The organism is Serratia sp. ASV30, assembly GCF_016428815.1.
GTDB classification, from domain to species: Bacteria; Pseudomonadota; Gammaproteobacteria; order Enterobacterales; family Enterobacteriaceae; genus Chania; species Chania fonticola_C.
In genome coordinates, this window is sequence record NZ_JAELTL010000030.1 from 1 (window position 1) to 14,259 (window position 14,259).

The 14,259-nt window shown below is 54.3% G+C and carries 14 protein-coding genes, 1 tRNA gene, 1 rRNA gene and 1 pseudogene; 8 read left to right on the forward strand and 9 right to left on the reverse strand.

The window, feature by feature from the left end:
* Positions 1–2 precede the first annotated feature (2 nt).
* The 3 genes from rrf (at position 3) to dkgB (ending at position 1,308) form a co-directional block, all read left to right on the forward strand.
* Positions 3–118, forward strand: a 5S ribosomal RNA gene (gene rrf, locus JHD74_RS14490).
* A gap of 94 nt (positions 119–212) precedes the next feature.
* Positions 213–289, forward strand: a tRNA-Asp gene (locus tag JHD74_RS14495).
* A 215-nt stretch (positions 290–504) separates the two neighbouring features.
* On the forward strand, positions 505–1,308 hold the full coding sequence (gene dkgB / locus JHD74_RS14500; protein WP_199062957.1) for a 2,5-didehydrogluconate reductase DkgB: 804 nt from the start codon (positions 505–507) through the stop codon (positions 1,306–1,308).
* 47 nt (positions 1,309–1,355) lie between these two features.
* Here the strand turns inward: dkgB and JHD74_RS14505 are convergent, their stop codons facing one another.
* The 5 genes from JHD74_RS14505 to JHD74_RS14525 are packed head-to-tail and all read right to left on the reverse strand — an operon-like array spanning position 1,356 to position 5,688.
* Positions 1,356–1,667: a PTS lactose/cellobiose transporter subunit IIA gene (locus tag JHD74_RS14505; protein ID WP_024529034.1), complete on the reverse strand. Its 312-nt coding sequence runs from the start codon at positions 1,665–1,667 to the stop codon at positions 1,356–1,358.
* 1 nt (position 1,668) lies between these two features.
* Entirely contained in the window at positions 1,669–1,980 is a 312-nt protein-coding gene (locus JHD74_RS14510; protein WP_024483599.1) for a PTS sugar transporter subunit IIB, read from the reverse strand.
* 1 nt (position 1,981) lies between these two features.
* Positions 1,982–3,442: a M17 family metallopeptidase gene (locus JHD74_RS14515; RefSeq protein ID WP_233169546.1), complete on the reverse strand. Its 1,461-nt coding sequence runs from the start codon at positions 3,440–3,442 to the stop codon at positions 1,982–1,984.
* On the reverse strand, positions 3,435–4,400 hold the full coding sequence (locus JHD74_RS14520) for a N(4)-(beta-N-acetylglucosaminyl)-L-asparaginase (RefSeq protein WP_199062959.1): 966 nt from the start codon (positions 4,398–4,400) through the stop codon (positions 3,435–3,437). The genes JHD74_RS14515 and JHD74_RS14520 overlap by 8 nt, the downstream gene beginning before the upstream one ends.
* A gap of 1 nt (position 4,401) precedes the next feature.
* Positions 4,402–5,688, reverse strand: coding sequence for a PTS sugar transporter subunit IIC (locus tag JHD74_RS14525; protein WP_024529031.1), 1,287 nt, complete (start codon positions 5,686–5,688; stop codon positions 4,402–4,404).
* Positions 5,689–5,866: 178 nt separating this feature from the next.
* Between JHD74_RS14525 and JHD74_RS14530 the strand changes: the two genes are divergently transcribed.
* Entirely contained in the window at positions 5,867–6,739 is an 873-nt protein-coding gene (locus tag JHD74_RS14530; RefSeq protein ID WP_199062960.1) for a hypothetical protein, read from the forward strand.
* Here JHD74_RS14530 and yafC read toward each other — a convergent pair.
* Positions 6,736–7,626 carry a DNA-binding transcriptional regulator YafC gene (gene yafC / locus JHD74_RS14535; RefSeq protein ID WP_074031743.1) on the reverse strand — a complete coding sequence of 297 codons (891 nt, stop codon included), beginning with the start codon at positions 7,624–7,626 and terminating at the stop codon, positions 6,736–6,738. The genes JHD74_RS14530 and yafC overlap by 4 nt on opposite strands.
* A 105-nt stretch (positions 7,627–7,731) precedes the next feature.
* Here yafC and JHD74_RS14540 point away from each other — a divergent pair, with 105 nt between their 5' ends.
* Both JHD74_RS14540 and JHD74_RS14545 read left to right on the forward strand, forming a co-directional pair.
* Positions 7,732–8,907 (forward strand): MFS transporter, encoded by a 1,176-nt coding sequence (locus JHD74_RS14540; protein WP_199062961.1) that lies wholly within the window; start codon positions 7,732–7,734, stop codon positions 8,905–8,907.
* Between the two features lie 229 nt (positions 8,908–9,136).
* Positions 9,137–9,931 (forward strand): endonuclease/exonuclease/phosphatase family protein, encoded by a 795-nt coding sequence (locus JHD74_RS14545; protein ID WP_024483606.1) that lies wholly within the window; start codon positions 9,137–9,139, stop codon positions 9,929–9,931.
* 55 nt (positions 9,932–9,986) lie between these two features.
* On the opposite strand, the gene mltD is transcribed toward JHD74_RS14545, so the two are convergent.
* Positions 9,987–11,360: a murein transglycosylase D gene (gene mltD, locus JHD74_RS14550; protein WP_037434951.1), complete on the reverse strand. Its 1,374-nt coding sequence runs from the start codon at positions 11,358–11,360 to the stop codon at positions 9,987–9,989.
* Between the two features lie 71 nt (positions 11,361–11,431).
* Positions 11,432–12,187, reverse strand: a complete 756-nt coding sequence (gene gloB, locus JHD74_RS14555) for a hydroxyacylglutathione hydrolase (protein WP_074031745.1) — start codon at positions 12,185–12,187, stop codon at positions 11,432–11,434.
* 43 nt (positions 12,188–12,230) lie between these two features.
* Here gloB and JHD74_RS14560 point away from each other — a divergent pair, with 43 nt between their 5' ends.
* On the forward strand, positions 12,231–12,950 hold the full coding sequence (locus JHD74_RS14560; protein WP_024529025.1) for a class I SAM-dependent methyltransferase: 720 nt from the start codon (positions 12,231–12,233) through the stop codon (positions 12,948–12,950).
* On the opposite strand, the pseudogene rnhA reads toward JHD74_RS14560, so the two are convergent.
* Positions 12,947–13,533 (reverse strand): annotated as a pseudogene (gene rnhA, locus JHD74_RS14565) (ribonuclease HI). The gene JHD74_RS14560 and the pseudogene rnhA overlap by 4 nt on opposite strands.
* Here rnhA and dnaQ point away from each other — a divergent pair.
* On the forward strand, positions 13,487–14,233 hold the full coding sequence (dnaQ, locus tag JHD74_RS14570; protein ID WP_021181966.1) for a DNA polymerase III subunit epsilon: 747 nt from the start codon (positions 13,487–13,489) through the stop codon (positions 14,231–14,233). The pseudogene rnhA and the gene dnaQ overlap by 47 nt on opposite strands.
* The last annotated feature ends 26 nt before the right edge of the window (positions 14,234–14,259 follow it).

Consider the following 14,259-nt stretch of genomic DNA (forward strand, 5'->3'; position numbering starts at 1 on the left):
TGCCTGGCGGCAATAGCGCGGTGGTCCCACCTGACCCCATGCCGAACTCAGAAGTGAAACGCCGTAGCGCCGATGGTAGTGTGGGGTCTCCCCATGCGAGAGTAGGACACTGCCAGGCATCAATTAAACGTTATCAGTATGACACCTGGTAATGCGCGAAATCACCAAGGTGGTTTTGCCAGCATCGAAAGATGCGACGTAAAAGAATCGGTGGAGCGGTAGTTCAGTTGGTTAGAATACCTGCCTGTCACGCAGGGGGTCGCGGGTTCGAGCCCCGTCCGTTCCGCCACTTAATTGATAAGCCCTGAGTCTCTGACTCAGGGCTTTTTCATTTGCTTAAATTAAACTCATCAACGACTAATTCCTGCCTCAATTAGCGTCAATTTCTGATTATTGTTGCCTGCTAATCAAAAGTCTTATGCACAATAGGGCGTTTTTGATCAACAAAACTGCTGCCATAATCCTCTCAAGCTGTTTTGATAAACAAACCGAGAGAACACAATTATGAGCATCCCTGCATTTGGCTTAGGTACCTTCCGTCTACAAGATCAAGTGGTGATCGATTCCGTTAGCACCGCTCTGGAACTGGGCTACCGTGCCATCGACACCGCACAAATCTATGAGAACGAAGCGGCCGTCGGCCAAGCTATCGCGGCCAGTTGCGTGAAACGTGAAGAGCTATTTATCACCACCAAAATCTGGATCGCCAACCTGGGCAAAGACCAACTGGTCCCTAGCCTGCAAGAAAGCCTGAAAAAGCTGCAAACCTCCTATGTGGATCTGACCTTGATCCACTGGCCGTCACCGAACGATGAAGTCTCGGTTGCCGAGTCTATGGCGGAGTTGGTGAAGGCTAAGGAACTCGGACTGACGCGTCAGATTGGTATTTCCAACTTCACCGTTGAACTGATGCAGCGCGCTATTGATGCGGTGGGGGCTGATGCGATTGCCACCAACCAAATCGAGCTCTCACCGTATCTGCAAAACCGTCAGGTGGTTGAATTTGCAAAACAACATGGCATTGCCATCACCTCCTATATGACGTTGGCTTATGGCAAGGCGTTGCAGGATGAAGTCATCAATAATATCGCCAAGCGCCGTGACGTGACCGCCGCTCAGGTGATCCTGGCTTGGGCTATGCAACTGGGATATGCGGTGATCCCGTCTTCGACCAAGCGTGAAAATCTGGCAAGCAACCTGTTGGCTCAGCAATTGACGCTGTCTGATGATGAAATGGCGGCGATTGCAGCATTGGAATGCAATGGTCGCCTGGTTAGTCCGGAAGGTCTGGCACCAAACTGGGATTGATAGGTTGGCCATCTGTGGTTTTGAGGCCACAGACGGCTTAGCTGATTTTAACGAGCGATCTTTTGGTGCAGGGCGATAATCTCTCGGCCCATTTCCATCAGCATAATCGCGTTCATCAGATGGTCCTGTGCATGGACCATCACCAGATGAACCGGGATTTTACCGCTGCCTTCGTCCATTTCGATCAGTTTGGTTTGCACCTGATGAGCGCCAGAGAGTGCCTCCTGCGCTTGTTGCATATACTGTTCGGCCTGAACGAAATCTTCTTCTTCGCGCGCACAGCGCATGGCTTGAAACACCAGACTGCGGGCGTAACCCGCATTGGCAATCAGCTCCATCACTTCGTTTTCCAAATCCATATTAGGCTTCCTCAATCAGCGCCAGGGCTTGATCCAATACCTTGTCACCCTTCATGGTGCCGTAGGCCATCATATCGATGCAGGCGACTTTTTTATGGTGCTCGTGGGCAATCTTCTCGCACTCTGCCAGCTTATAGCGGATCTGCGGCCCCAGCAGTGCGACGTCAAATTCGGTTACCGCCGTTTTGTATTCACGGATCGACTTGGCGCAGATCTCGGCGTCAATGCCGCGCGCTTTGGCTGCTTCTTGCATCTTTTTCACCAGCAGACTGGTGGACATACCCAAGTCACACACTAACAGGATCTTTTTCATGTTATTTCTCCAGGCGTTCCAGCAAATGCTGGATTAAAAGTGGGATCGGTCGGCCAGAGGCCACGCTACGGCCATTTTCGCGCCACAACGCAGTGCCGCTGATATCAAGGTGTGCCCAGGGAATATTCGCCGGGCTGAAACGACTCAGGAAGTAGGCGGCGGAGGTACTGATCGCCGCATTGTTGGTCGGCGTGTTACACAGGTCGGCAATATGACTCTCCACCTGTTTGCTGAAGCGATCGTCCAACGGCAACGACCACAGAGGATCGCCACTGCGCAAGCCTGCCTGAGTGAGATCGTGACGCAGGTTTTCATCCTCGGTCATCAGGCCGCTAAGATCGTAACCCAAGGCCTTGACCACCGCGCCGGTGAGCGTAGCCAGATCGATCACGTATTCTGGCGGCTGCTGATTATTGGTCAACCTGCTGGCGTAGGCGATGCCATCGGCCAGCACCAGTCGCCCCTCGGCATCGGTGTTGTTGATTTCCACGGTTAAGCCGCTGTAGCTGGTTGCGACATCTCCAGGGCGCATCGCTGCCGGGCCAATCATATTTTCGGCCAGCGCCAGTACGCCAACCAGACTGACCGGCAGCTTGAGTTCTGCCACGGCCAGCATCAGGCCAAAGACGTTAGCTGCGCCGCACATGTCATATTTCATGGTGTACATGCCATCGCCGCCCTTTAGCCACAGGCCACCGGTATCGAAAGTGATACCTTTGCCCACGTAGGCGCTGAAGGGGCCAGTGACGCTCCCCTGGTAACGTATCACCACCAGACGCGGAGGATTATCGGCACCTTTACCTACGGCCTGTAGCAAGCCCAGACCTTGTTCAGCGATCTGCTGTTCATCCAACACTTCGCAGCTCAGGCTAGGATAGGGGGCAATCTGGCGGGCGATCTCGCTGGCAAAGAATGCCGGGGTGCAGCGATCGCTTGGCGTGTCGGCAATGCGTCGTGCTGCCTTCATCCCTATGGCGGTGGCAGTTGCTTGAGACAGGCGTGGCTCGAGAGTGGCTCGCTGCTCCGGCTGGCAATAGAACACCAACTCCTGGATACGCGGTGTGGGTGACGCTTCTGCCTTTTTCAGCCCGAGATCGCTCAGTTGGTAATCCAGGTTGAACAGGAAATGCAGCAGAGGGTTCAGTGCCGGCAGGCTGCGGTGATCAAACGCCGTGCAGTCGACAATCAACTGCGTACTAGTACCACTGCGTAGTAGAGGACGCAGTGCGGTGACCAGCTTGCTGGTTTGCCCATCGAACCAGAACGTTTTTGGCAACAGCGTGACGCGGCCTGCCGGAGCACAGCCATAGGCGCAGTCGGCGGTTTGCTGCTGGGCGGTGGCATGGAGTTCCTGTAACAGGGCTGCATTGCAGGGTAATTGCAGTGGGCTGCCGGGGTAGCTAATCACATGGCTGTTAACTCCCCATGCGGGGATTTCACTCTGTAACCGATATTTAATCAAAATGGATCTCCTCAATCGGCGCGCGAATGCGCTCGGCATAGTCGGCTAGCCATTGCTCGCTGGCTGGGGTGAAGTGGGTATGCTCGGCGCGGCGTTCTGCCAGGTACACCGTTGGTGGCTGGATGGCGCTGGCGACAACAAACGAGAAAGTTTTGATATTGGTAGAAATACCGAACTCCCCTTGCCGATTCATACAGACTACGGAGAGATCGCCCACCCGGCCAAAGCGGGCTATCAGCCGATCTTCCAACTCGAAGACGACCGAATCGGCCGCCTGTTGTGGCGTCATACCTTGCTGCATACGACGCACGATCTCATAGCTGGTGCAGCCTTTCATCAGGTCTTCACCCACGCCCGTGGCGGTTGCGGCACCGATCTGGCTGTCACAGTAGAAACCGGAACCAATCACCGGTGAATCACCCAGGCGGCCACGACGTTTCATAAACAACCCGCTGGTAGACGTGGCCACGCTCATTGAACCATGCAGATCGAGGCCGATAATGCCGACGGTATCGTGGCCATCGTAGGGGCTAAGGCCCTTATCGATGGTTTCGCGGCAGCGCTTACGATAGTGCTGGGTTGCACGCTCGGTGAGCATGGTCTTGTCGGCAAAACCCTGGCTAAGGGCCCACTCACGTGCGCCAGCTCCCACCAGGACGCTGTTGAAGCGTTCGCGGCTCAGCGCCTGGGCAACCTTCACCGGGTTAGCGATATCCACCAGGTTGCCAACGGCACCAAAGGCCAGCGTATCGCCATCCATAAAGGCCGCATCCAGTTCTACCTCACCATTTTCGGTAGGTAGACCACCGTAACCGACAGATTTATAAAACGGAAAATCCTCCACTTCCGCCACCGCGCTAACCACGCTTTGTGTGGCGCTTGCCCCGGCTTTCAGCGCTTCACTGGCCTGGGTGACGCCTTCCAGTGCCATACGCCAGGTTGCAATCATTCCCCACATATCAAACTCCTGATGTTTCGGCTGCGCGATACTGTTTGTCCAGAATGCGCAGGAAAGGCAGATAAAGCATGGCACCGATCAGCAGGTTAACGATCTGCATCAGGCTGCCACTCAAATGGCCGGTCACGATAAAGCCACTGATCACCGGCGGTAGCGTCCAGGGGATAAATACCCCGGTAGTGACGGCGACGGCCCCCACCTTCATCGCCACGTATTGCACGGTAACCAACACCACCGGCACCAGGTTGAAGGGGATCAGCATGATGGGGTTCATGATCACTGGCAGGCCAAACAGGATCGGTTCATTAATGTTGAAGATTGAAGCTGCGGCCCCCATGCGGCCTACTTCGCGAATACTATTGCTACGGGCAAAGAACAGAATGGCGATCACCAGCGACAGGGTGGCACCAGCACCGCCCATCCAGACCATATCGAAGAACTGTTCGGTGACGATGTGCGGTGGCGTGACCCCGGCCTGGATAGCGGCGATGTTGTCGGTCTGGTTTTCCATCCACAGCGGGCGGATGATGCCGTTGACCATCGAACCAGAGTTGATCCCCACCGACCATAGGATGGTGATACTCAACACCGTCAGCAGAGCGCCAATGTAGGAAGTGCCAAAGTGACGTACCGGCGTGGCGACTACGTTATAAATAAACTGATGAATGGTTTGGTAGCTGGTGTGTTCGAACAGAATACGGATCGCCAGCACCAGAATGATCACGAACAGTGCAGGCAGCAGAGCGGCGAAGGATTCCTGTACCGCAGGTGGCACGCCTTCGGGCATTTTGATGATTAGCTTGCGGCGCTTGAGGTAGCAGAACAGTTCGGTCCACAGCAGTGAGCCGATCATCGCCACAAACAGCCCCTTGCTGCCGATCCACTCGGTCGGGATCACATTGATATTGCCCAAGGCTTCTACCTTGATAAACGGCGTGAGGATCAGGAAGCATACCAGCGACAGAATACCGCTGGAGACGCGATCCTCATCATAATGTTCCGCCAGGCGGTAAGCGGTAAGGAAACTGACGAACAGCGACATGGTGGAGAACACCGCGTTGAACGGGATCTCGATGATATTGCTCCAGCTGGCACCAAACAGGCCCGCCATAAACTGCTGGTAACCCTGATTGGGGAACGATGAGATCACCAGCAGGATCGAGCCGACGATAATGAACGGCATAAAGGAAACATAGGCACCGCGAATGGCACACAAATGCCTCTGCTGTGCGGCCTTGGCCGCCAGAGGCATCAGCTTGGCTTCAAGAAATCCCAGAGCGTTGTTCATGGTAAACCCCATAGGTATGCGTATTGGAGGAAACAGGTAAGGGTGGCGACTTATTGGCTGGGATTATCAGTGAATGGATTTTAAAGAAAGGTGAATCAGTTCACAGTGTGAGGTGAATTTATAAAATATCTCACAAGATTAGTTATGATGAGGCATCAATTTTAGTGTGGAGTCTACGATGGAAATCAAGCTACATGCCAATGCGACCACTACCCCACGAGTACGGCGTTATATCCAGCAATCGGATAAAAGCGATCGCGTATTGGCGCAGGAGCTGGGTATTTCCGTGGCGACGGTACGCCGTTGGCGGCAGCGCCAGGATGTCGCCGATCGCCATACGGTGCCCAAGAGCCTTCGCAAGGCACTGACAGACGAACAGAGTTTGCTTATCAACTGGCTGAGACAAAAATTACAGCTGCCGCTGGATGAGCTGCTGGTGGTGGTGGTTCAGGGTATGCAACAGTCGATCTCCCGTGCGGGCTTGGATCGCTATCTGCGCGGTGTGGGCCAGCGTAGTGAGGCAGAAAATAGGGAGCTACGAGGTAAAAAGGCGGTAAAAGCGGGCGAACTGCCGGGAACTCTCGCTCTTTTTTATCAACGAATTAGCCTATCGGCCGAAGATGGCGGCGAGCAACACCTCTTGTGGGCCGAAGAGAAGGTCAGCGGCTGGCTGAGTGCACGAGCCTTTGCGGGAGCCTCGCCGATGCTGGTGGTCAACTGGCTGAAGGAACTGTTACCGCACTGCCCAGGTGATATACAATCTATTGAGACTGAAAATAAAAAGCTGTTCGGCAATCGCGAGTCTCAGGCCCATCCCTTACAGCTATGGTGTCGGGAGCAGGGGATAAGGTTGCAACAACCCGCGCTACCGCAAATGGAGATTGTGCTGCGGCTCGAAAGCCAACTGGCGGACCTGTTACCAGTAGCGGAGAACTCTTCGCTGGATGTTGTGCTGCAGGCGCTCTGTGCCAGCTATAACCAACACTGGCCGCAGAAGAAGCTGGGTGGCCTGACTCCCACCACATTCTGGTTACAACATCGGACAGGTTAGCGAGGTGTGAGGCTTTCACTAAGAAAGTCGATAAAGCTGCGCAGGCGGTTGCTTACGGCGCTGTCGCTGTAATAAACCGCATTGACCGGCACGGCAACCGGCAGTGTCTCCTTGACCAGGATCTGCACTAAATCCCCACGCTGGATATCCTCATCGATCATAAAGTTCGACAGGCAGGCGATACCGTTGCCATGTAGGCAAAGGTGGCGCTGTGTTTCTCCGCTGTTGGTGGTCAACCCTGGAGTGATCTCCAACTGCCGGCCATCGGCGCAGGCTAATGGCCAACGGTTCAGGTTGGGCAGATCGTTGAAGCCGATGCAGCAGTGTTGCGCCAGATCCTCCACGCTTTGCGGGGTACCGAACTGCTGCAGATAGGCTGGTGACGTCACAATTTTTCGATAGCTGGTCATCAGTTTGCGGGCCTTCAAACTTGAGTCTGTCAGTTCCCCCACGCGGATGGCAATGTCGACCTTGCGCTCAATCAGGTTGATAAAGGTTTCTGACGAGACTAGCGAGAGCGACATTTCCGGGTAGCGGGCACGAAACTCGCCAACCAATGGGGTCAGTACGTGCAACACGACCGGCGTTGCGGCATCCACGCGCAACAGGCCCTGGGGCCGCTGGCGGCTCTCCATCAGCGCATTTTCCGCCGCGGCCATATCGCTCAGGACTTTCTGCACCTGGCGGAAATAGTTTTCTCCCTCCTGCGTCAGGCTTATCTGGCGGGTGGTGCGATTGAGCAGCGTGACCCCCAGCTTGCTCTCCAGCTTTTTTACCGTACGGCTGACCACCGAGTTTGCCTGTTCCAAGTGCTCCGCCGCGCGGCTGAAGCTACCGCATTCCACCACGGTGACAAAGGTGATCAGTTCATCCGAATTTGCCTTCATTGTTGCTCCATCAGCAAAATTTATTTGAAATTTTGAGCATTTTTATCATTTAAGCACAGGCAGATAATCACCGCTATCAACCCGAACGCTATTTTGGAGTTAGCAATGCCTCTCGCTTTACTTGCCTTGACCATCAGTGCCTATGCCATCGGCACCACGGAGTTTGTGATTGTCGGATTGATCCCGACCATCGCCGAGCAGTTGAACGTCACTGTGCCCTCTGTAGGGTTGCTGGTGACCCTTTATGCCATTGGGGTGGCGATCGGTGCTCCGGTACTGACTGCATTAACCGGCCGAGTGCCGCGCAAGATGCTGCTGGTGGGCTTAATGGTGCTGTTCACCCTTGGCAATCTGCTGGCCTGGCAGTCACCGAGCTATGAGTCACTGGTGGTTGCTCGTTTACTGACTGGCCTGGCACACGGGGTGTTTTTCTCAGTGGGTTCAACCATTGCGACTAGCCTGGTAGCCAAAGAGAAGGCGGCAACGGCCATCGCCATCATGTTTGGTGGCTTGACCGTTGCTCTGGTGACCGGCGTGCCGCTAGGCACATTTATCGGCCAGCACTTCGGCTGGCGTGAGACCTTCCTGGCGGTGTCGTTGATTGGAATGGTGGCGATTATTGCCAGCCTGATCCTGATCCCGAACAACATCAAGAACCAGGCCAGTGCCAGTATCCGCGATCAGCTGCAAGTGCTGACTCACCCGCGCTTGCTGCTGATTTACGCCGTGACCGCATTGGGCTACGGCGGGGTATTTACGACCTTTACCTTCCTGGCACCGATGATGCAGGAGCTGGCTGGTTTTTCGGCTCCGGCCGTCAGTTGGATTTTGCTGGCCTATGGCATTGCGGTAGCCATCGGTAACATCTGGGGGGGCAAGCTGGCCGACCGTCATGGCGCGGTACGTGCATTGAGCTTTATCTTTGCCGCGTTAGCCGCCTTGCTGTTGGTGTTTCAGTTTACCGCCAGCCACAGCGTCGCTGCGCTGCTGACGGTGGTGGTAATGGGGGTATTTGCCTTTGGCAATGTGCCAGGCTTGCAGGTTTATGTGGTGCAGAAGGCTGAGCAGTACACGCCGAACGCGGTAGACGTTGCTTCTGGCCTGAATATTGCGGCTTTCAACGTGGGGATCGCACTGGGATCAGTGATTGGTGGACAGACCGTAGCCTCACTAGGGTTGGCGCAAACGCCTTGGATCGGCGCGCTGATTGTGGTGGGGGCGTTGTTGTTGATCGGCCTTAGTGGCCGTTTGGATAAACGCTACCAACAGCAGTTCGCCTGATCCCATCTAGCCCCTTTCTTCTTGGCCCGCATTAGTGGGCCTTTTCGCATTCAGCGCGAACCTTTACAGACACATACACAGCATTGATTGAAATCGGCCCGCCTTGCCCCTATAACTGGATCTCTAAAAGCCATGTTGGCAGAGCCGCTCAGGCGTATACTCAATTTAGTCTTGGTAGCCATGTTGCTATCAACGTGATTTTCATCCGAACGGGAAATAGGCGAATAACGTGCCGAAACGAACTTATGCAATGAGGTATGTTGCGGGCCAGCCAGTTGAACGGATTTTCCCTGGTGCCATCAATCAGCCGCTACCGCCGGGGGCCGCGTTGCCTACGTCTGGAGCGCTGCGGGTGATGGTATGGAATATTTTCAAACAGCAGCGTGCCGATTGGCTTTCGGTGTTGAAAGACTTCGGTAAAGATGCGCAGCTGGTGCTATTGCAGGAGGCGCAGACCACGCCGGAATTGGTCAGCTTTGCCACCTCTAACTATCTGGCGGCCGATCAGGTGCCCGCCTTTGTGTTGCCGCAACACCCTTCTGGTGTGATGACGCTGGCGGCTGCACATCCGGTGTATTGTTGCCCGTTGCGCGAACGGGAGCCGCTGCTGCGTTTGGCCAAGTCGGCGTTGATCACCGTCTATCCTTTATTAGATGGTCAACTGTTGATGGTCGTGAATATCCACGCGGTGAACTTTAGTCTGGGAGTGGATGTTTACAGCAAGCAGCTTGGCCCGATTGGTGAGCAGATCGCCCTCCATCGGGGGCCGGTGATCATGGCGGGGGATTTTAATGCCTGGAGTCGCAAGCGCATCAACGCCCTGTATCAATTTGCCAGCGATATGGCGTTGCACGAGGTCAACTTCGCCGACGATCATCGCCGCAAAGCCTTTGGCCGTCCGTTGGATTTTATCTTTTACCGCAACCTGGGCGTTACAGAGGCCTCGGTGCTGGTGACTCAGGCCTCAGACCACAATCCGCTGCTGGTGGAGTTCCATTCGCAAACCGATAAACCGGTCTGGTAGCGAAATTTGGCCAATAAAAAAGCATCCCGAGGGATGCTTTTTTTGTAGCGAAAACTTAGGTTTCCGGCGACGATTTGTTGCTGACAAACAGCGTCAGCTTCACACCGGGTTGCAGACTGCTGCCTTTGCCGAGCGTTGAGTTCCAACGCATCACGTCGTTAATTTCGACGCCGTGACGACGTGCAATGCTGGATAGCGAATCACCTTTACGTACTTGGTAGGTGATGCTGCTGTTATCTCTGGCATTGCTGGCCACTTGCAGGGTTTGCCCAACTTTCAGCGTGCTCTTGCCACGCAAATTGTTCCAACTCTGCAAATCGCTGGTCTTAACGTTCAACCGTTTGGCTATGGTGGATAACGTATCGCCGGAGCGAACCTTATACGCACTTCCGCCTGACAGGCCGCTGTTCTTCGCCAACTGGGTGGTTGGTAATGTCGCAGCTATCTGTCCGTCGGCCAACGAGTCTTTCAACTGTGCGGCATTCTTTTTGGGAACCATGATGTAATGGGGCCCATTAGGTGCCGTAACGCCTTTCTTGTAGCCAGGGTTATAAGCCTTCATCTTGGTGAGAGAAAGCCCAGACATCTCTGCCGCCTGAGTCAGCTGGATCTGCTGCCCGACATCAATACGCGCCAGTGCACGGGTTTCGTCAGTTTTTGGCAACTTGACGCCGTACTTTTTGCTGTGCTTGATGATATCGCTCAGTGCCAGCATTTTCGGGACATAGATTGACGTTTCACGCGGAAGCGACAATGCCCAGAACTCGGTGGACTTACCCTGACGTTTATTCGCCTTAACCGCCTGCATGACTCGGCCTTCACCACTGTTATAAGCAGCGACGGTCAATAACCAGTCACCGTCAAACATGCGGTTCAAACGCTCCATCATGTTAAGCGCAGCGGTCGTCGAGGCCACAACATCACGGCGCCCGTCATACCACTGATTGTTTTTCAAACCATAATTGCGACCCGTTTGCGGCACGATCTGCCATAGCCCTGCGGCATTGGCACTTGACGTGGCGTGAGGGTCAAAAGCGCTCTCCACTATGGGTAGCAGTACCAGTTCCATCGGCATATTGCGTTTCTTAATCTGCCCGACTATCCAGTACATGTACGGCTCTGCCCGTAATGTTACATCGTGGAGATAGCTCTTACTTTTTAAATATTTTCTTTTCTGTTCACGGATCCGGTCGTTTTCCGGAACCTCCATCTTCAGCTCGTCGCTAATGAAGTTCCACAGGTTCTGCTGAGCGGCGCTACTGTTACTGTCTAGCCACCGTGCCGAACTCGCTGTGTACTCTCCTGCTTCACTTTCTTGACCTGCCGAAGACAGACTCTGTGCATGTTGCTTTGGTGCCGGTACATCCTGCCAGGATGACTGGCAACCAACCAACAAGACCGAGGCGAGAAGTATCGCTTTAGCCTTCATGTGTGTGTCAATATAGTTGCTTAAAAGACGAGCAAGGATACTTTGCTTCGCCAAAAAACACAACTAAAAGCTTAGAAGGCATCCTTGCGCAGGCGTAATTCGGAAAAAACCGAATGAAGCTGGCTCGGTGGCGAATTAAAGCCTATTTCCTTTTGTAAATCAGTGTCATGGCAGCGTAAAAATAGATTAATTTTACGCTCTAATTGCAACGTTGTGGGCACGCTGGGTACGCCTTTTGCCCTTGATTGCTCAATTTGTTGCTGATATGTTTCAATTTGGCGGTCTTGCGGCAAAATTGTCCTGGCAAACTTAAGGTTTGAGAGCGTGTACTCATGTGCGCAACAAATTAGGGTTTCGTCGGGAAGTTGCGCGAGCCGTTGAAATGAGTGGTACATTTGTTCTGCCGTCCCTTCAAAAAGCCGTCCGCAGCCCGCTGAAAAAAGCGTATCTCCACAGAAAAGATAAGGTGCACTGTAGAATGCCACGTGTCCCAGGGTATGCCCTGGAACCGCGATGGTGGTGTAGCTACGCCCACCAATTTCCAGGATATCGCCATCCTGAACCAACCGATTTGCTCCCTTATTGGCGGTTTCCTGGGGGCCATACACCGGCAGATCCGGATATTGCGCAACGATTTCCGCTACGCCGCCGACATGGTCGTGGTGGTGGTGGGTCAATAATATGGCGTCGGGGGTCAGTTGCCGTTGGGACAACGCCGCCAATACCGGGCCAGCTTCGCCGGGATCGACGATCACACATCGCCCTTGCTGGTTAGCCAATAACCAAATGTAATTGTCCTGAAAAGCGGGAATGCTGATAAGATTCATGGAACACCTCTCGTTGGCAATGGCTTGAAAGAGATACTAAACCATGAAACCAGCCCAGACTCTAGAAAAGCTCACTAGCCCTTACTCCTGGGCCGGGTTGCCGTGGGGCGAATACTATCGTGAGGGGTTGGAGCAGCAGTTGCAGCCCTGGTGGCCCAAGATGTTTGGTTTCCATCTGTTGAAGATCGGCAATCTCAGCGCCGAGTTGGATAGCGAAAAGTGCGCCATCTCGCATCAGGTTAACGTGGGATTGGCCGGGGATAACCTGCATGTTCAGGCCGATCCTTATCAACTGCCCTTTGCAGCCAAGTCCGTCGATGCCTGCCTGTTGGCCCATACGCTCTCTTATGCCGATGACCCACACCGTATGTTGCGTGAGGTCGATCGCGTCATGATTGACGATGGCTGGCTGGTGATCAGCGGTTTCAATCCTTTTAGCCTGCTAGGTCTGGGGAAGCTGATCCCCCGGTTGCGCAAACACCAGCCTTACGTCAGCCGGATGTTTACCCAGATGCGCCTGTTGGACTGGCTCAGCCTGCTTAATTATGAGGTGTTGGATCAGACGCGCTTCCATGTATTGCCTTGGCAGCGCAAGGGAGGGACTTTCTTGAGTACGCATTTACCGGCGCTTGGCTGTATGAGCGTGATTGTAGCCCGCAAGCGAACCTTGCCGCTGACGCCAACGCCGATGAAAGTGGGGGCGAGGAAACACTCTCTCAGCCGCGCAGTGGGCGCGACCAAGAGTTATCGCAAACTGCCTTAAGCTTCGGGCTTGTAGCCAACGTCGTCCTGCGTTGGGCTGCCTGCCGCATCACGTGCCAACACGTCACAACGTTCGTTTTCCGGGTGGCCGGCATGGCCTTTGACCCATTCCCAACGGATGGTATGGCGGGCAATCGCCAGATCCAGGCGCTGCCAGAGATCGACGTTTTTCACCGGTTTTTTGTCGGCGGTTTTCCAGCCGCGCTTTTTCCAGTTGTGGATCCAACTGGTGATCCCCTGGCGGACGTATTGGCTATCGGTGCTCAGCACCACTTCGCAGGGGGTGGTCAAGGCTTCGAGCGCCACAATGGCGGCCATCAGCTCCATGCGGTTATTGGTCGTCAGGTAATAACCCGCGCTGAACAGTTTCTCGTGCTGTTTATAACGCAAAATTGCGCCGTAACCGCCGGGGCCTGGATTACCAAGGCAAGAGCCGTCGGTGAAAATTTCTACCTGTTTAAGCATCTCTGGTAGACTCTTCCTATCAGTTTTATAAAAACCAAGTCTGACATAAACCAGCGCCATGAGCACAGCATTATGATCTCTACACCAACCAGACAGATCGTTCTCGATACCGAAACCACCGGTATGAACAAGCTAGGGGTTCACTACGAAGGCCACCGCATCATTGAGATCGGGGCCGTTGAGGTGATCAACCGTCGCCTGACCGGGCGCCATTTCCACGTTTACGTCAAGCCGGATCGGCTGGTGGATCCGGAAGCCTATGGCGTACACGGTATCAGCGATGAGTTCCTGGCGGATAAGCCTACTTTCGATCAGATCGCCGCTGAATTTATCGACTTTATCCGTGGTGGCGAATTAGTCATTCATAACGCAGCGTTCGATATCGGCTTTATGGATCACGAGTTCCGTATGTTGCAGCGAGATATCCCGAAGACGGAGACCTTCTGCACCATTACCGACAGCCTGTTGATGGCGCGCCGCCTGTTTCCAGGCAAGCGTAACAACCTCGATGCGCTGTGCAACCGTTATGAGATAGACAACACCAAGCGAACGCTGCACGGCGCTTTGCTCGATGCCGAGATCCTGGCGGAAGTCTATCTGGCGATGACCGGTGGCCAGACCTCGATGGCTTTCCAGATGGAGGGGGATACCCAGCAGACGGATTCAGCCCAGGATATCCAACGCATCCAACGCCCGGCTACGGCGATGAAAGTGATCTATGCCAGTGACGCAGAATTGCAGGCTCACGAATCACGTCTGGATCTGGTGCAAAAGAAGGGCGGTAGTTGCCTGTGGCGTGGTGGCGCAGCAGCCGAATAACAGCCTCTCGGGATAGAAATGACGCC